At 34.6% G+C, this 19,913-nt stretch carries 13 protein-coding genes and 1 tRNA gene; 11 read left to right on the forward strand and 3 right to left on the reverse strand.

Annotation, left to right across the window (positions count from 1 at the left end; all coding sequences use genetic code 11):
- Positions 1-146: 146 nt before the first annotated feature.
- The 11 genes from NZ698_RS06770 (at position 147) to NZ698_RS06820 (ending at position 14,704) form a co-directional block, all read left to right on the forward strand.
- Positions 147-992: a helix-turn-helix domain-containing protein gene (locus NZ698_RS06770; RefSeq protein ID WP_263002314.1), complete on the forward strand. Its 846-nt coding sequence runs from the start codon at positions 147-149 to the stop codon at positions 990-992.
- 42 nt (positions 993-1,034) lie between these two features.
- Entirely contained in the window at positions 1,035-1,469 is a 435-nt protein-coding gene (locus tag NZ698_RS06775) for a hypothetical protein (RefSeq protein WP_263002315.1), read from the forward strand.
- 301 nt (positions 1,470-1,770) lie between these two features.
- The gene (locus NZ698_RS06780) at positions 1,771-2,292 is read left to right on the forward strand and encodes a hypothetical protein (RefSeq protein WP_263002316.1); all 522 of its coding nucleotides are present in this window, start codon (positions 1,771-1,773) and stop codon (positions 2,290-2,292) included.
- 77 nt (positions 2,293-2,369) lie between these two features.
- On the forward strand, positions 2,370-3,173 hold the full coding sequence (locus NZ698_RS06785; RefSeq protein WP_263002317.1) for a fimbrial biogenesis chaperone: 804 nt from the start codon (positions 2,370-2,372) through the stop codon (positions 3,171-3,173).
- A complete protein-coding gene (locus tag NZ698_RS06790; protein WP_263002318.1) occupies positions 3,166-4,200 on the forward strand; it encodes a hypothetical protein in 1,035 nt (344 codons plus the stop codon). Before NZ698_RS06785 ends, NZ698_RS06790 begins: the two co-directional genes overlap by 8 nt.
- 53 nt (positions 4,201-4,253) lie before the next feature.
- A complete protein-coding gene (locus tag NZ698_RS06795) occupies positions 4,254-7,007 on the forward strand; it encodes an MSCRAMM family protein (protein WP_263002319.1) in 2,754 nt (917 codons plus the stop codon).
- Between the two features lie 219 nt (positions 7,008-7,226).
- Positions 7,227-7,715, forward strand: coding sequence for an RNA polymerase sigma factor (locus tag NZ698_RS06800; RefSeq protein WP_263002320.1), 489 nt, complete (start codon positions 7,227-7,229; stop codon positions 7,713-7,715).
- A gap of 83 nt (positions 7,716-7,798) precedes the next feature.
- The gene (locus NZ698_RS06805) at positions 7,799-8,629 is read left to right on the forward strand and encodes a FecR family protein (protein WP_263002321.1); all 831 of its coding nucleotides are present in this window, start codon (positions 7,799-7,801) and stop codon (positions 8,627-8,629) included.
- 89 nt (positions 8,630-8,718) lie between these two features.
- Positions 8,719-11,844 carry a SusC/RagA family TonB-linked outer membrane protein gene (locus NZ698_RS06810; protein ID WP_263002322.1) on the forward strand — a complete coding sequence of 1,042 codons (3,126 nt, stop codon included), beginning with the start codon at positions 8,719-8,721 and terminating at the stop codon, positions 11,842-11,844.
- A gap of 11 nt (positions 11,845-11,855) precedes the next feature.
- Positions 11,856-13,589: a RagB/SusD family nutrient uptake outer membrane protein gene (locus NZ698_RS06815; RefSeq protein ID WP_263002323.1), complete on the forward strand. Its 1,734-nt coding sequence runs from the start codon at positions 11,856-11,858 to the stop codon at positions 13,587-13,589.
- 11 nt (positions 13,590-13,600) lie between these two features.
- The gene (locus NZ698_RS06820; protein WP_263002324.1) at positions 13,601-14,704 is read left to right on the forward strand and encodes a metallophosphoesterase; all 1,104 of its coding nucleotides are present in this window, start codon (positions 13,601-13,603) and stop codon (positions 14,702-14,704) included.
- 101 nt (positions 14,705-14,805) lie between these two features.
- Here the strand turns inward: NZ698_RS06820 and NZ698_RS06825 are convergent.
- The 3 genes from NZ698_RS06825 to NZ698_RS06835 all read right to left on the reverse strand — a co-directional run bounded on the left by NZ698_RS06825 (position 14,806) and on the right by NZ698_RS06835 (position 19,761).
- Positions 14,806-14,879 (reverse strand) — tRNA-Arg (locus NZ698_RS06825).
- A gap of 66 nt (positions 14,880-14,945) precedes the next feature.
- Positions 14,946-16,715: a TonB-dependent receptor gene (locus tag NZ698_RS06830; RefSeq protein WP_263002325.1), complete on the reverse strand. Its 1,770-nt coding sequence runs from the start codon at positions 16,713-16,715 to the stop codon at positions 14,946-14,948.
- Positions 16,716-16,797: 82 nt separating this feature from the next.
- Positions 16,798-19,761, reverse strand: coding sequence for a tetratricopeptide repeat protein (locus NZ698_RS06835; protein WP_263002326.1), 2,964 nt, complete (start codon positions 19,759-19,761; stop codon positions 16,798-16,800).
- Between the last annotated feature and the right edge of the window lie 152 nt (positions 19,762-19,913).

Raw genomic sequence — 19,913 nt, forward strand, 5'->3', positions numbered from 1 at the left:
GCCGCCACAAATACAAGGAAATTACAAGATATAAAATAACAAATTATTAATTTTAACACATAATCACAAATTATTTGCTAATTGTTTAAAATTTTATTTTAATTTTGGAATTATTAAAGTTATTATTCTAAGTATTCAACACCAAAATGTATCAGATAACCAATCAACTTCATAAAATAGGTTTCAGCATCAGTTTAATAAGCAGTATTATCAAGCGCAACAACTATCAAAGACAATTCAATACACAGGAATTTTTTTGCATTTTGCTTACCGCACAAGATCTGGATATCGTTGTTTCAAACAGAGCTTACAGAATCAGTGGCGGAAATGCTGTTTTCATCGGGCCTCAAAAAGATGTTGAGATTGACAATGCATTCGGAAAGGAGATTTATGTCATTGCATTTTCAGCAGGCTTTTACGATAAATCCTCAAAAGATAGCCTCTTTTTGAATTCTCAGGTTTTTTTCAATTCTCAGTCAGAAATTTTTATCGCCCCTTATTTTGGAAATAATAAATACAACCAAATTATTCTTGTCGAACGTTTGCTAAAATTCCAGAGCAAGGATGAAAGTCTTTATATTTCAGCTGCACATAACGCTATTGAAGGACTTATTTTAGACGCCTACTTACATGTTGAAAATCATCATGTTGAAAAAGATGAGAGAATGGAATACGTTTCTTACGTTAATCGCTTCAGAATTCTGCTACAAAGAGATTTTAAAATCGCAAAAAAGGTTTCGCACTACGCAGAAGAATTGAAAATTTCAGTACGCAGACTTACAGAGATGACAGAATATGTATATGGAAAATCTGCCAAACAGCTCATCATTGAAAAAGTAAAGATTGAATGCGAAAAAGCAATTAAATTCTCCAACTTCACCATGTCGGAGATCGCTTTTGATCTGGGTTTCAACGATGAAGGCAATTTCAGCAATTTTGTAAAAAAACATACCGGAAAAAAACCGTCTGAAATGAGGGAGATATCAGCATAAATTCCTATATTTATGTAACCAAACCATTTCATCTTAGTTAATATGTACGCCAAGTATATTGTGTTCGCTTTCCTTTTAGGAATATCAGCACTATTACCTGCACAGAGCGCAGATCAAACTCGCATCAATATCAGAATTTTTCCTTCTCAGGTTTTATCGATTGCCACTGCAAAAGATTCACAGCATGCCGTGATCAACAAACATCAAAATAACGACAACAAATTAGTCGCGTCAAATTTATATGGCTATCAAATTAAACTACTGAACGAAGAACATACAAACACCAAGCTTCCTGAAACTTTTAATGACAAAAAAAATTGTTCATCCGAATCAAAACTTATATTTTCTCAAACATCCTCATCAATAGATCAAAAAATTCCTACGTCACATCTATCTGCTGCTTCAAAAGATCTGCTTAACAAATGCGTAACATCAGAAAATGACAGAATGCTTGTTTATCTGATCATTACACAATAGCAAATTAAAAATATATTAAATTTCTTCTATGTAATAAATAACAATAATTTAATTTAAAAATTATTAATTTAATTACATAATATTAAAAATGATATTTTAATTCACATTCAAACAATCTATTTTAACAATTATATTTAATCATATAATATTATGTTTAAATTTACAAAAACGCAACAAAACAGAGTATTTTCTAATCATTTGTTAAATTTCACAAAACATTAGTCATTTTTCACAATCTATATTCTTCTGAGTCGTCATACTTTTGCAATCGAAACTTAGAAACAATATAACAATAACTTTAATGAAAAAATTCATTATTACATCAATAGCAATATTAGGTGTAGGAACCCTCAGTGCACAAAACGTTACTCTAAACGTAAGATTGAAACCTATCCAGACATTAGTCGTGAACAACGCACAAAAAATCGTAAACCTAGATTATGTTACTAAAGATGACTATGCAAACGGAGTAAGCTCTTTGAATGCAGATCACTTAAACATCTTCAGTACAGGAGGTTTTCAGGTAAAAGTAAAGAGTTCTAATTCTGCTATGCAAAATGGTGGAAAAAACATTCAGGCAAATACGATTCAGATCAAGGCAACTGCAGGCTCTGATGCAGTGAACGGTGCACAATATGCTCAGACCGTTCAGCTTTCTAATACTGAAACTATGTTAGTAAGCTCGTCAAATGGAGGTGTTGACAAGAAAATCAGCATCGAATACAAAGGAGCTGGCTCAAATACTTACCTTGACAATTATATCGCAGGACAAGATCCTACAGTATATACTGCTGAACTGACTTACACTATCGTAGCTCAATAAGATTCCAAAAAATCTTAATAAAATAAAAGAAGTGTTGCAGTTTTTGCAGCACTTCTCTTTCATTACATACTTTCGTCATGAAAAATATCTCTCAGCTATTCTGCTTTTTCTTTTTTGCATTTATTTTCAATGTCAAAGCACAAACCGGAATATCGGTGTCTCCGCCCCGACTTTATTTTGAATCAGGTCCGGGAATCAGCAATACCGAAAAAATAACCGTAACTAACGTAAGCGCAAAAAACAGTCTTGATCTTGCGGTAAGTCTCGGCGATTGGGAATATGACGTGAAGGGAGAAAACCAAATGCATCCGGCAAACTCGCTACCCACTTCTTGCGCAGGATGGATTACCATTAAAAAAGAAGATACTTATTTTTCATTGGCACCCGGAGAAAGACGTGATATCGAAATGACCATCACCTCACCTACTCTTCAAAAAGATAATTTACCAGCTCATACCGCTCTGCTGTATGTGAGTCAAATGAATCCTGTTGAAGATGTCGACAGTAAAGGTGCAAACATAAAAGTAAGCATTCGCTCAGGAATTAAAATTTTCCATAAAAAACCAAATATCACAAAGAAAAAAATTGAAATAACAGATTTAAAATTTGATGCAACTAAAAAAACATTAACCTTAAATTTTGAAAATCAGGCAGAAATCTGGGTCGATGGTAAAGTGACGACCGATATTCTGAATGCAGGTAATGGTAAAAAAACGGCTTTGAGTCCGATTGTATTTTATACAATGCCTGGAAACAAACGTGAAATGGAAATTACACTTCCATCATCTCTTGAAAAAGGAAAATACACAGCATCTTTACTTATAGACTACGGAGACGCAGAAAATTTAGAAATGGGCGAATTAAATTTTAGTTATGAATAGAAAATTCTGCTTTTTTGTAATGACAATTTTTCTGATGGGTCAGCTGCATTCTCAAGTATCGTATTCGTCATGGGTAAATGGCTATCTTCAAATAAATTCTTATCAGGGAAATACAGATCCTGAAGGTTACACCATGACGCTCGCCGGAAACGGAAATTTCAACATACCTAACTGGAAAGTAACTGCACGCCTGAAAAGTGCTATCACGGCAAATAGCGGATCATATATTTTCCCTGCCAATAAAATATCTTTTCAACCCGTTTCTTCAACAGGTCAGGCGAATCCTAATCCTGTTCCGACTATTTCTGACATTGGAATTCCGCCCAATACTATTATGACGGAAGGTTCAGAATTCTTTTTAATTCCAAAGTCAAATGCACCGTTGCGAAACCAACCGAGTCAGCAAAACGGATATTACAGTTTACAGATAAAATTTAGCATTACGGTTGCTGGTGGAGCTTATCTCGCAAACTATCCTGCATGGACAACATTTATTGCTCCAATGGAATTTACCGCCTATAACCAAAATAATACGATCATAGGAAAGATGGATCATAATATTCAGTTTCAGATCGGTGCACTTACCGGAACTCCGCCCACAAGCACAGAACTTTCGTTAAAAGTAAATGCAAATGCAAACAATGGTCTATTGGAATTCAGCAGCATGCAGGATTATAAAGACGGTAAAAGTGTAACGTATCCGAATGCGCTTACTGTAAAAGCGAATACTAATTTTCAGATAACGGTAAAAGCAATTCAGAATAATTTCACATCAACCAGCGGAAAAACGATTCCGGTCAGCAATGTGCAGATGAATTTACTGCCAACAGCACAAAATGCAGGATCGTCTTTCAATACAGTTTTCCTGAATACAGCTTCACAGATTATTGCAAAAGGCTCGTCTACACAAGGAGCAAATCTTGACTACACGATCAAATATTTCACAAAACCCAATGACGAATATTTCATCAATGCAAAACCTGATGAATATACCGCAACCTTACAATATGAGATAACTCCGCAATAATGTCCCCTGTTTTTAGTCAAAATTTTATAAAAAGCTTTGCGAATTGTCTGCTATTGATTTGTTCGCTCTTTTTGTCGGCTCAAAACAAAACCGAAAACATCCTATTTGATATTCACGAAAAATCATACAATGCAGAATCTAAAATTCTCGACATGGTGATTATTGTAGATAACAGCAAGAATGAAAATTTTAAAGGAAAATTAAAAATTTCGACTCCGACAGGATTTAAATCTATTTTAGGACAGGAAATTGCGATTGATCTTCAGAAAAACGAAAAAAGATTTATTTCGCTTAAATTTTTTGTTGGAAATAATGCCGATGCGGGAGATGCGCAGATTAATTTGATTTTAGCTAATGAATTTGATCAGAAAATTGGTGAAAAAACCGTTATTCATCAGGTCGAAGAAAGCAATCTCTTACAAATGATGGCTGAAAGTCCACAAATTTTCAGAAGTAATGATCTTGATTCTCTTAAAATCAGAATAAAAGTTTCAAATAAAGGGAACAGAATGCAGCAAACAACTTTGGTCTTTAAAATTCCTGATTACAGCGACAGTAATCATTTTATCGAACAACACGGAACGCTTCGCCCACAACAGGATTCTACATTTACCTTTAGTTTTTTGCCATCGAAAGAACTTCTCAAACATAATAATTTTACCATCAACGTTACCGGATTTAAAGATCCAGATAAAGAAATCTTCGGAAATACGAGAATTTCCGTACAAAGTATTTCTCATACACAAAAGTTTCAGGACGAACAGCAAAACGGATTCGCAAGTACAACAAGAAATTCGATCACAGCAAGTTACAGGCGGGTTGGGAATGATCTCGATATGTATCAGATTTTAGGAAGTGGCGGTTTTAATGTGGCTTCAGGATATGTTTTTATTAATGGAAATATGTTTTTGATGAATTCGCAGAACGATCCTGTCATCAACAACACTTACATTTCTTACCGTCGGGAGAAAAGCGAGTTTACCTTAGGAAATATCAGTAAACTTCTTGAGCTTTCACTTTTCGGTAGAGGAATAGAATACAGTTTTCTGAATGCTGCAAAAGACAAAAAACTTGAGGTTGGTTTTATTGAGCAGAGCTTCAGTTTATTGGAAAGAAATTCGTTCTTTAAAAATGGATATGGTTTTTATGTGAAAGGAATTCTCAATCCTTACAATTTCTCTCATAATATATCGTCAATTTATATATTTAAAAATGATCCTTACGAGAAAGCAAAACATCATTTAGTTGGAACGGAATTTACCCACAACTTCAATAATCTTTGGCAGACCTCATCAAAATTGTACGGAGGAATCAGCGTCTATGACCGGAACGGAATTACAAAACCTTCTCTCGCATTTGAATCTCAATATTCAGGAATTTTTAAAAAATTAAATCTCAACGGAAATATCTTTTACAGTTCAGATTATTACCCCGGAAACCGTAGAGGAAGTGTACAGATCCAGCAAAATATTAATTTGATTGCATTCAAAAAGCACTATGCTTTTGCCAATATTTTTTATTCTAATTATTCTCCTAAATATTATTTTTATCAGACTCAGCTCTCTTCGGACAATGTCAAAATGGAGGCTGGATTGAATTTGGCTAAAACAGGATCATTCGGTTATTCTTTTGCGTATCAGTATCAATTTGAAAAGTCTAATTCTTACAACAATTTTCTGCCGCAATTTCAAAAAAACGCTTTATCAATTCAAGCTAACAGAATCGTAGAAAGTACCAATTGGACGAGTATCAATAAAAAACATTCTGCTGTTTTGGCTCTTGAGCTTGGTTTTGCACAATATCCGAATGATGAAAATCAACAGTTTCAGGGGAAAATAAATTTCAGTTACAATTACATGAGAATAAATTTCACTTCTCAGTATCAAATCGGAAGCTACTATTTATCTGAATACGCTTTCTCTCAACTTGCAGATAAAAATAAAAAGTTTACAAAACTCAATACCTCTGTGTATTACAGCAGCAATGCATTTAAAGATAAACTAAGCTTAACCTCCGGACTTTCGTATACAGACGATAATATCTACGGAAAATCGCCTTCAGCATTTTGCAATTTGAAATGGCACACAAGAATGTACGATTTTTTTGTGAATTCGTCTCTGTACAATTATTCTTCGGCAAACATGAGAAATAATATCTTCACCATTGAGGCAGGAGTTACCTTAAACTTGCAGAAAGCTACTTTAAGCACAAAGAAAAAATCGGACGTTCATGCTTTTGCTTTTTATGACAAAAACAACAATAATATATTTGATACAGACGAAGAAACTGCATCAGATTATCTGATCAATATCAATAATATCGCATTTAAAACTGATCCTGAAGGAAAAATCTTATATAAAAATGTTCCTTTCGGAAAATACCGTTTGAAGCAGGCTATTCAGGAGGGATGGTATTATGATGATCAAATGTTGGATATTAATCAGTACAAGCTTGAAATTGCTATTCCGTTGCATCAAAATGGTACTGTTGCAGGACATATCAATTATGAATTTGATAAGAAAACAGCTGTAGATTTCACGCCGAGAGCTAATGGAATTACATTTAATATTTTCCGTGATAATGTTTTAATTGAAACCGCAACTTCAGACGACAATGGTGAATTTATTTCATTTTTACCCATCGGAAACTATACTATTTTACTTAATGCCAATTCGCTTCCTCAAAACACATACTGCGATACAGAACGCTTCACTTTTTCAGTAAAAGCGGGTGAACTTTTTACACTTCCTGAGTTTGTCATTAAAGTGAAGGAGAAGAAGATACACTCAAAGAAATTTGGTAATTAAACATAAATAAATGTGTAAGATTTGAAGAATTGGTTGAATTCAAATATCTTTAAAATGCATTTAACTAAATATTAAAAATTACTTTTCCAGTCGATAATCAATTAAGTGGATCTAGATTAAACAACGTCCAATCAAGTTAAAAATTTAATATACACGTCATATTCTCGCAACACGAATTGACTACTTTTGCCAAGCATTTCTACAATGTGGTTCATTATAATGGAGTATTTTGAAAAAATATATTTAGATTACAAACATCAGGTATACTTTTTTGTCAAAAAGTTTATTTCCAATATCGAAGATGTGGAAGATGTTGTACAGGAGATTTTTGTACATCTCTGGAAACACTCTTCTTCGCTCAAAAATTCACAGACTTTAGAATCTATTATCTTCAAAACCGCTCAACAGGAAGTTTCAAATTTTTACAGAAAAAATAAAATGATCTTCTCTTTTTCGGATGAAAGTTTAATTAAAGATGAAGCAGATTCTGAAAAAACTGATCAGGAATTTAAAGATGAGCAATTACAAAAAATACAAAACCTTCTGGAAAAAGTTCCCGAAAGAAGCAAGACTTTTTTCTACAAAAACAAATTGGAGAAAATAAGCTATTCTCAGATCGCAAAAGAAAATAACATCTCAAAAACAGCGGTAGAAAAACAGGTTAACAAAGTCATCCGACACATTAAAGCGAATCTGAATCTGTTTTAACGAAATATTAACCAGTTTAAACAAATTATTAAATCCATCTCTTCGGGGTGGATATTTTTATTTTGCTGCGTAATTATAATTGTATGAAAGATTCTCAAAAACATTTTGAAAAAATTTGGACAAAAGTTTCCGAAGAAAAACAGGAAATGGATTCGGCAACAGACTCCAGAATCTGGAACGGTATCGAAGGAAGAATTAAGAAAAATGATAGACGAAAATATTATTGGACGGCTGCTGCGGCGATTTTGATTCCTTTATTCGGGATTCTCTTTTTTTATAAAGATTTTGAGCCAAAAGAAACGAAAAATAGTTTATCAGCAATCGTATTGCAGACCAATGAAGTTTCTAAAACTTTTAGATTGTCTGATCAAAGTGTAATTACCTTAGAACCTCACAGTAAGTTATCCATCAATAAAGATTTTGGGAAGAAATACAGAAAAGTAAAATTTCAAGGCAAAGGTTTTTTCTCGATTGCAAAAGATAAATCTAAGCCTTTCATTGTAGATGCAGGAGGTTTCAGTGTTGAAGTGTTGGGAACTAAATTTTCAGTCGATCAGAAATCGGATGAAAAAAAGGTAAAATTATTTGAAGGAAAAGTAAAAGTCAATCACAATGGCAAACTGACTTATCTCCTTCCAAATGAAAACTGGAGCACCTCTCCTGCCAAAAAAGATTATCATTATTATGCAGTAACTGCAATAAAAACTTTCACTTTTGAAAATACGTCTTTCGAGGATGCAATAACCGAAATAGAAAATACATACGGAACCAAAATCACTTATCCGAAAAAAATTGCTAAAAACGAAGTCTCTGGATCGTTCTCAGGAAATCTGAAAGAAATTCTTTCCATTATCAATTATCCATTTAATCTAAAAACTACCATTAAAAATGAACATGAAATAACTCTATATTAAATAAAACAGCACCAATAATGTGGCGTTATCAGTGCTTGTAAATTAATTCAAAACTCGCTTAAGAATAATAAATTAACTCTTTCAAATTTATGAAAAAAACTGCAATTTCTATTGCTTTACTCGTCGCTATGGGAATTCCTGTGCAAAATTATGCGCAAACCCAAACTAACATGTCTGTCACAAACAATCAGGGACAGGTTTCATTAGTGAAAATTCTTAAAAAATTAGAGAAATCTACCAATACTAAATTCTTTTATTCTGCGTCAGATTTTAAAAACATCTGGGTAGATGAAAGCAAAATCAATTACTCATCATTACAGCAAAGCTTAAACTATCTGAAAAAGAGTGTTCCTTTGGATTACCAGATCCAGAACAATACGGTAAGCCTTAGAAAATTAGCTTCCACGAATTCTTCTTTTGCAGAAAATAATTTAGAACCTAAAAGAGATACATTAAACAATCAGGAAAAACAAATAGAGGAAGTTGTAGTTGTCGGTTACGGTACACAAAAGAAATCTATTATTACAGGTTCTGTTTCCGTCGTGAAAGGTTCAACAGCAGAAGGACAACCTGTACTTTCAGCCGGAAATGCTTTGCAGGGTCTTGCTCCGGGTGTTACAGTAACTACACAAACTGGTGCACCGGGAGGTGATGCCGGAAATATCAGAATCAGAGGAATCAATAGTTTTGGAGGTTCTGACAGTAATCCTTTAGTGATTATCGATGGTGTTGCAGGAAACATCAATGATGTTGATGTCAATATGATCGAGTCTATTTCTGTTCTGAAAGATGCTGCTTCTGCTGCAATATACGGTTCAAGAGCTGCAGGTGGAGTTATTCTTGTAACCACAAAACGTGCTAAAGGAAATAAACTGACCGCTCAATACCGAGTATATACAGGTTGGCAAAGAGCTACAGCGATACCAAAAGTTACTGATGGTCTTACTTACATGAAAGTATTTAACGATGCAAGTATGAACGACAATGGTACAAAGATCTACAGTGACGAAGCAATCAATGATTTCAGAAACGAATACAGTAAAAATCCAGGCAATTACGACTGGCAAAAAGCAATTCTTCAGGGAAGCGGATTCCTGCAGGATCATTATCTTTCTCTATCCGCAAAATCCGGAATCATAAGTGTTTCGCCGTCATTTGGATATTCAAAACAGGAAGGTATTATTAAAAATACTGATTTTACAAGGTTTGTTTTCCGTAATAATATGGATATTACACCAAATGATCAGTGGAATATCAGACTCGATATGTCTTTCTTAAATAAAGACAGAACACAGATTGCCGATGAAGGAACGGTCTGGAATTATCTAGGAAGAATGCCTACCAATATTCCCATTTATTATGGACAAAACTATTCTGACGGTTGGGTAAAAATCAATCCAGTCGGTTATATCGAAAATGGAGGAAACCGTAAGCAGAATAATCTTGAGTTTATAGGAAATATGAATATTTCTTACAAACCTACCGATTGGTTGACTTTAAAAGGTATGGTTGCTCCACGTTATCTTACGACCAACATTCATCTTTTCAGAAAAAGTGTGCCTACATATTATGAAGACGGAACCGAAGCTGGTTCGGCCAACACGTTTACAGAACTTACAGAATCTGCAAGACGTCAGTTTTACGGAACCTATCAGTTTCAGGCAGATGCAAAAAAAGACTTTGGTAAACACGGTTTTGAGCTTCTTGCCGGAGCTTCAAGAGAAACGTATAACGAAAAAATATTATCCGGATATAGAAGGGATTTCCTTTATGACAACTACGAAGTGATCGATGCAGGTGCAGATAACGAAACGAAAGATAATGCAGGATCAGAATACGAATGGTTATTGGTTTCTGCTTTTGGAAGATTTAATTATAATTTTGATCAGAAATATTTGTTTGAAGCCAATGTAAGATACGACGGTACTTCAAGGTTTATCGGAAAAAACCGTTGGGCAGTTTTTCCGTCATTTTCTGCGGGTTGGGTAGTTTCTAGAGAAAACTTTTTCGAAGGTTTAAGAGGAACGATCAGCCAATTAAAATTCAGAGGATCCTGGGGTAAACTGGGAAATCAGAATATCAGTTCGTCATACTACCCTTTTTCGGAACCTTTATCATTGGGAAGTACTTCTATGAACGGAGTTGTGTACCAGACGATTCAGCAATTAATCATGTCAAATCCAGATCTGAAGTGGGAAGAAACTACAATGTCGGGTTTGGGTGTTGATTTATCGTTATGGAAAAAATTAGACCTTACTTTCGATATTTATAATAAAAAGACTGACGGAATTCTTTTAAGATTAAATACTTCTCAGCTTACAGGTCTAGAAGCACCCGTTCAAAATGCGGCAACGGTAAGCAACAAAGGCTGGGAAATTGGTGCACAGTATAATGAAAGATGGGGAGATTTTAAAATGAATATTGGATTTAATCTCTCAGATGTTAAAAACGAAATCGTTGATATGAAAGGTCAGTCTTCCGGAACACTTCTTCGTCAACAGGTTGGTTCTTCAGTGAATTCGATTTATGGTTTTATTGCTGACGGACTCTATCAAAGTCAGGCAGAAATCGATGCGGGACCGACACAATTTGGAACTTTAAAGCCGGGAGATATAAGGTATAAGGATATTGCCGGAGCTTTTGATGCCAACGGAAATCCAATCGGAGACGGAAAAATCACAGATGCCGACAGAACCATTATCGGAAGTACTGTTCCGAGGTATACTTACGGGTTTAATTTGGGTTTATCTTATAAAGGCTTTAAACTATCAGCTTTGATACAGGGTGTCGGAAAAGTTGACGGTTATCTTGATTCTCATTACGTCATTCCCGCAGTCAATTCTAGTGCTGTGAAACCTTGGCAATTGGATTATTGGACACCGGAAAATACGGATGCCGAATTCCCTCGTGTTTCCCTTACCTCTACAAACAATACACAAAACTCAACCAAATGGATGAGAAGTGCAGCTTACATGCGTCTTAAAAATGTACAGATCGGATACGAATTACCTAAATCTTTTACAGACAACACATTTCTGCAAAGCATTTACCTTTATCTGAACGGACAAAATCTATTGACTTTCACTGATTTCTACGAAGGATATGATCCGGAAATCAATTATAATCTTGGAAGTTCCGACGGTGTCGCTTTGGGAGGCGGAAATTATTATCCACAGGTAAAAACAATCTCTTTTGGTATTGATGTTAAATTTTAATGATAAAAAAAATGAAAAACTTTTTAAAAATATCTCTTTTAGCTATAATCACGTCGTGCTCAAGTGCCGATATGGATTTAGAGCCACTTAACGGACCCACATCTGGAACTTTCCCCGCATCATACGAGGAAGGAAAGATGGGTCTATTCGCAGCTTACAGAAACTTGAGTACAATTGATGCAGCAAGTACCCCAATTTGGCACGTGATGGATAATATTACGGATATCGGATATGCAAGACCGGGAACCAATTACACTTCTCCCATCACAAGTTCTATTACGACAACCAATGCATTAACCATTAAACCATGGGAAATTCATTATAAAACTATTGCAAGATGTCACGCAGTACTTGATAAATTAGATGGAATTTCAGGACTTACCGCCGCACAAAAGTCTGAACTTGGTTCGGAATTGAGATTTGTCCGTGCTTATGCTTATTCTCAACTGATTGAGCTTTACGGAGATGTTCCATTAATAAAATCAGCTGTTATCTTAAGCAATGCAAATGTTGCAAGAACACCTGTTGCAGAAATTCAGCAGTTTATCATTGCAGAACTGGGAGCTGTTGCACCTCAACTTCCGATTTCACAATCACAGTATGGAAATGTTCGCGCATCTCGTATCGCAGCTTTAATGCTAAAAGCCAGAGTTGAACTTTATTCTAAACAATATGCAGCAGCAGCAGTTACTTCAAAACAAGCTTTAGACGCAGCATCTGGTATTTACAGTTTGACACCTTTCAATGCTTCTGTGAATTTCGCTGGTAAAGATCATACCGTTGGAGAGCCGGATCCAAGTAATATATTTGGACATAACGGTTTTTCAACAAGTAAAGAATGGATTTGGGTGGCAGAATTCAATAAGAATGTACCGGGATATCTTCACAATCAGCAATATTATGCTGCATCTCGTTTAGGTAAAGGAGTTTGCTATTGGGGACCTACTCAAAATCTTATTGATTCTTATGAAATGACAGATGGTCTTTCAATATTGGAATCTCCGTTATATGATAATACAAACCCGTTTAAAAACAGAGATCCACGTTTGGATATGTATGCTGTACGACCGCACTCAAGATATTTGGGATACCAATTTGAGCCAAATACATCTTTCACAAAAGTAAATAACTACTGGTCAACCGGAGCACCAACTCAGGTTACGAATGCCGATGCGACCAATGCATACCGTTCGTTTAGCGGTTATCTTTGGAGAAAAGTGGTGGATATTGCTGATTTTAATTCTACTTCAGTAAGTGGAAATTCAGATTTAAATGTCGGAATTTTCAGATTATCAGAATTAATGCTGATTTATGCAGAGGCAAAAATTGAGTCGAATCAGTTGGATAGTTCGGTTTATGACATGATTAATCAGATCAGAGTGCGTGCAAAAATGCCGGCTTTACCAATAGGATTGTCACAGGCTCAATTGAGAAAAGCACTTCGATACGAAAGAAAAGTAGAATTGGCAAATGACGGATTAAGATGGTATGACATAAGACGTTGGGGAATTGCAAGCAATGTGATGAACGGATATTTATACCTCAACCGTAATGCAAACAACTGGAACAAATCTGTTGTAACCGGGTTTGATGAAAGTGCAAATCCTATCTATAATCATTCACAGGCTTCAGCAGCTTTTTCTACACAGCAAGTAGTTTATACCAACAATAAAGATGAATATTGGCCGATCCCACAATCGGAAATGGATGCAAACCCATTATTGAAACAAAACCCAGGATATTAATTTTAAAAATTATGAAGAAGAGTATATCGCTACTGTTCGTACTGGTATGTACAGTGGTTTTTGCACAGGAAAAATTTCAAAGTCCAAAATTGGATAACGAAAAATCATGGAGTATCATCCTCATTCCGGATACCCAAAACTATGTAAAATGGAACAGAAATCAACCTGTTTTGGATCTGATGGTGAGATGGATTGAGGATAATATTTCTCCCTTAAATATTAAAATGGTTTGCCAAGTTGGCGATTTGGTGGAACATAATAATATTCTGAATCAGGGATATGACGGAGATCAAAGTGCAGATGACCAATGGAAATCTGTACAGTCAATTCTGGGAAGACTCAATGGAAAAGTACCTTATGTTGCTGCAACAGGAAATCATGACTTCAGTATTAATGAGGAAGGCAGAAGATTTTCTCGTTATAATGAGTTTTTTCCTTCTAATTTTAATTATTTAAATCAGAGATCTTTAGCACAGAACTTTTTTAATGATGCCGGTGCTCCAAGCATGGAAAATTCTGTTTTGGAATTGAAAGGATTAAATGGCCAGGATTATTTATTTCTAAGCCTTGAATTTGCGCCGAGAAATAAGGCACTCGAATGGGCTAAAAAAGTTTTGGATATGCCTCAATACAAAAATCATAAATCAATTCTAATCACCCACGCTTTTTTGAATGAGAAAGATAAAAGAACGAATAAAGAAAATTCATGGTTTATGTATGAGCCTTTTCTGATAAACAACGTTCCGCAAAAATCAAAAACCATCATACTTCCTGAGTCTAATAATGGAGAACAAATCTGGAAAAAGCTGGTAGAGCCATCTCAAAATCTTCAGTTGGTACTAAGTGGTCATATTTCAGGAGAAGGTTTTCGTGTAGATCCCAACAGTTTTGGAAAAAACGTGAATCAGATGCTTTTTGATATGCAAAGCGAAGGCGGCGGTCATCGTGACGGTAACGGAGGTGACGGCTGGCTCAGAATTATTGAGTTCTATCCTGATAATAAAACCGTGAAAGTAAAGACATATTCACCACTTTTCGGAATTTCACCGGTTACTCAGAAAAATGCTTATAAAACAGACCTGAGAAATGAGTTTGTTTTTAAATTCTCAGAATAACATTAAATTAATGCAGAAAAGCATTTTATTAAAAAATATTAAATTACTTTTTTACTTTCTTTCATTAAAAAGGAGACACCATTAAATAGTGTCTCCTTTTGTGACTTCGGAGGGGTTCGAACCCCCAACCCTCGGAGCCGAAATCCGATATTCTATCCAGTTGAACTACGAAGCCGTTTGTGTTTTAGGCCTGAGATTGGTAGAGTTTCAGAGTTTTCTATAACTCTACCAATCTCCCACACTAAAATGTGATTTTCACTCCTCCTAAAATCTGTGCACCAAGAACTTTATATCCTTTGTACGTTTGGTATTTTGAGCTTAGAAGATTGTTTCCGAGTGCGAAAATACTGAAATTTTTATGAATTTTGTACTCTGCGGACAAATTTAAATCTGCATAACCACCAACTTTATCATCCGTGTCTTCCGTTGACTGAAATATCACCGAAGGAGTACCAATACCTTCAATCATGTATGAGTTTGTAGTTCTGTCAGTTGCAAAGATTCCTTTGAAACCTAAAGACAATTTTTTCTCAAATAACGTATATTTTGCACCGATGCTTCCTGATACCAAAGGAACATTATAAATATTGTCATAATTCTTTAAATCATACTTTAAAAATCTCACATCAGCATCTACAATAAGGTTTTCCAACGGAAAATATTGCAAACTACCTTTGATATCGCTCACATTTCCGTCATCATAAACTGCAGAAAATGTATTGGCAAAATCATAACCGGGACGATCTAAAGTAAAACTGTTGTTAAATAAAGTATTCCCCTGGAAGAACATAATATCCCTCATCTTGCCGAATCCCGCAGAAACATCATATTTAAAAATTTCATCGATATCACCTCTTAAACCTGCATAAAAATGATATTGCGTCTCAGTTGGTCTCAACATCTGATCTGAAACCAAAAATGGATTTTGCTGCAGCAATTCACTATATGTATTTAGCTTTAAACCACCATCTACTCCACCGTAGAATTTGAATTCTTTAGCAGCAGCAACCTGAAATTCTGCCTGTGGAAACCAGTATGTTTTATTATTTTTTAATTCTTCGGCTAAAATTAAATTAGAATTTCTTGCATTTAAAAAAGAAAAAGAAGATCCCAACATTAAATATGATTCACCCTTTGCAAACGTCACTTTCGGAGCTATATTCGCATTGAAAAACGTTGATGAATTTTCGTTTAATATAGCGAAATCAGTTTTCACCGTTTCCAATCCTAATCCTAAATCTGCATTTAAAACGATTCCGTTATCAGAAAGCTTTACAGCGTGTTTTGAAAGATTTGCCAAAATAGAAGCCTGATTTTCTTTTGCATCAAAATGATCACTTAAAAATGAAGATTTTACTCGTACATCATTCAAGATTTCATTTGAATAAAAATCATAATAACCGTTCACTTTAAACTGATTGACTTTTTGTTTTAAATCTACATCCGCAGAAGGCGTCAGCGCGTAAATTCCGTAATAGTTGTAATTATCTAAACCGTATTCAGCATTTATATTGATTTTACCTTTCTCTCCATAAGAATTTAAGAAAGCTCCCAAAGTTGCCGAACTTTGATTTGAATCCCAGTCGTAAACTTTCTTCAAACCGTTCGTAGAAAGCACATGAACATCTGCTCCAACTTCGATTTTATTCTCAAGCGTTTTAGAGATATTAGCATCTGCTAAAATCTTTCCGTAATTCCCCATTCCGAACTGGAAATAGCTATTCTGAGCTGTCGCATCAAATTTTGGCGCAACATCTTCACTTTGAATGGTTGAAGTTTTAAAATCTGAAACAGCAGGAACGTCTGTAATCGTGTACTTTACAGGATTTGCTGATTTCTCTTCAGGCGGATAATTTTTCACTGTTTCCACCGAAGTTTTTTTCTTCTCGATTTTCTTTACTTCTGGTTCTCTTTTTTTATTAAGAATCAGTTTTTCCTCTTTGATCTGAGAAAACGCCACGGACGAAATTCCCAAAAATAATATAGATAGTATTTGAATTTTCTTGTTCATATATGTTGTATTAATGTATAAAGTAAAAAGTATTGATGATCAAATCACCCAAATACATTTTACATGAATACGACAGTACATTTTACTTTTTAATCTGCTTTTTAACCTCTTTCGCTTCTGCAACAATTTCCGGGAAATCTGCATAGTTTGAAATGATCTGATCGCAGGTATAACTCGCCTGATAATTATCTTTCAGCCCAATATAATTTTTCGCCATCAAAACCAATGCTTTTGCTCCCCAGTAATCTTCTGATGCGTAATTATTAGCTAATTTAAAGATGGTTTCATTAGAAGATTTGAATGCTTTTCCTTTGTTTTGATAGAATGCTTTTGCATAAAGAGCTTCAGCTGCAACTTCAGTATTTGAAGATTTCTCAAGCGAAGTATAAGCGGTTTGTGCATCTTTATCTTTCCCTGAATTCATCAGACTTCTTGCCTTGATTACTTTTGCAGTTTCAATAACTGCAGCAGAGTTTTTATTATTGGCAATTACAGCATCGGCTAATTTTTCAGCTTCTGAGAAATTCTTTTCTTCCGCATACATTTTCATCAACTCAACATTAGCATAATTTTTAACGTTGATATTGGATGAATTTTTAATATTTTCTAAATATTTTTTAGCTTCAGCAGAATTTCCCTGTGCGATATAAATTTGTGCCACACGAGTTCGTGCGTCGTCTTGATAATCATTCTGAACGTTTGCAATTTCCTGTAAAACTAATAAAGCTTTCGTAGGATTATTCGTCTGGTAATAACTTTCACCCAATTCATATTTAGCCTGATAAAGACCTTCACCGCTTGGATTTTGAGTTAAATATTTCTCGTAATAAGAAATTGCGTTTTTATAATCTTTCTTGGTAAAATACTGTTTTCCTGTTGATAAATTGATTTCGTCTATTTCAGAAGCATCAATATTGACTCCGACATTTCGTGCAAAATCAGAATATCCTGAAACATCACCATTTTTCGTGAAAATAGGTTTTGCAGCCTGAGCGATTTTCTGTGCGTAAGCTGTGTTTTTATATTGCTCTCCTAAAGATCTTAATTCAGATAAAGCTTTATCATTTTGATTCTGATCAATATAATTCTGCGCTCTGTAAATAGATGCATTCGCCACCAAATCTTTATCAGAAGAAGATTTAATAACTTTTCCGAAGAAGTCATTGGAGTTGGCAAAATCATCTTGAGCTGCATAAGCAACACCCATTTCGTATTGTGCATCATCAATATATTCTGAAGCAGGGTATTTAGAAATTAATAATTTTAAGTTGGTGATTTTCGCAGCCTGATCATCTTTAAATCCTAAAGCCAAAGCTTTCTGGTATAAAGTATAATCTGTAGCATCTTCGTTTTTATCGTAAATCGCAATTGCCTGATCAAGATCGTTGTTGGCGTAATTGATATCCGCTAAACGAAGTTCTGCATCATTTTTAAATTCAGGCTTTGGATTTTTTAAATATTGTGTAAAAAACTGTTCCGCCTGATCGAATTTTTTAGATTTAAAATAAGCGTAACCAATGTCGTATGGCAACTGCTGTTTTTCAGGGAAAGTTTCATTTGTTAGTTTTTCGTAACGGGCAATTGCAGAAGGATAATTCCCTTTTTGATAATAAACCTGACCCAACCAATACAAAGCTCTGCTGTGGAATTCTTTATTTAAATCAAATTCTAAACTTCTCAGGAAATATTTTTCAGCTTCGTCAAAATTTCCTTTGTTAAATTCTTCGGTTCCTAATAAATAAGAAACTTCCTGATCTACTTTGTCCGTTTCAGGAGTTGAGTTTGGTAATTTGTCGATTGCGTTAAGAGTCTCTTTAAAGTTCCCGGAATACAGATAAGATTTCACCAAAAGTGATCTCATTTCCGCAGTTTTCGCATCGTTGTTGTTGATGGTAATGTAATTCTGAATAACCGTTGTCGGGTTTTCAAATGGATTCCCAATATCATAACTTAATTTTGCGTATTGTTCGTGAGCCAGTTTTTTCACACTCGCATCATAATCCATTTGATAAGACGAACGGAATGCTGAAAGTGCTTCCTGCTTTTTCTCTACCGCCAAATATGCATTTCCTAATTGATAGTAAGCATTCTGAGCCAACGCCGAATTGCTGTTTAACAATTGATTGTAATAAGAAACCGCTTCGTCATATTTTTTAAGCTGAGCCGCAACAAATCCCATTTCATACAAATCATTCTCAGATGGATTTTGCTGAACACTCAGATAATCTTTCAAATGCGGATAAGCAGAGTTATAATCATTTTTCATGAAATAACTTTCACCAATGATTTTGTGAACTTCCGCTTTATAAGATTCCGAAATATCTTCATTCAATAAAGCATTTCCTTCCGAAATTGCCTTATCGTAATCTTTATCATTGTAGTACATCTGCACATAATACGGACGTACAAGTTTTGAAAATTTAGGCTGATCTTTTATAGAATCAAAATACTGAAAAGCCTGATCGTTTTGTCTTTTAGAATAAAACAAATGTCCCAACATATAGGCAATATCACCTTTTTGAGATTCATCAGCGGTTTTGTAAGCTTCTTCCAGAGCATCAATTGCACCTTTAGAATCGCCTGTCATAAATTTAGCATAACCCAATTTCAGAATATACTGTGTATTTTCTTCACGGGTTAACTGATATTGATTGACTTTCTTTAAAGTTTTTAAAGCTTCCTTAAAATCTTTTTTAGCTAAATAATAATCCGCCAAAGGTAAATTTGCCTGAGCAAAATACGCAGAGTTCGGATATTCTTTCATAAAAGCAGTCAAACCGTCTTCCGCATGATTTTTTTGAAGAATCACTCCGATTACGTTATCAAAAAACTGTGCAGCTTCTTTTTTCGACTGCTCCAGATTCTGATTATAGAAATACTGACGTGCATATTCGTATTGAGAAGCGTTGTAAACTTTTGTTTGATATAGATTTTGAGCAAGATTAAACCTGTAGTTTTCCTTTTGGGTAAAGTATTGAGACTGTTGCGCTTCGGATACTCCGAAATAGAAAACAGCAGCCGCTAAAAGTATTTTTTTTGATTTCATTAACATCAAATTTTAAAATGGATAGGCCTTCAAAAATAAGACCAAATTTCTTAATTTTAAGATAAGATTTTATCCACAAATTATCAACGAAAATATCGAAAAGATATTGTATAAACAAGTCTTTTCACATAATGTTAGTATGTGGATTATTT

Source organism: Chryseobacterium edaphi, assembly GCF_025628985.1.
Taxonomy (GTDB): domain Bacteria; phylum Bacteroidota; class Bacteroidia; order Flavobacteriales; family Weeksellaceae; genus Chryseobacterium; species Chryseobacterium edaphi.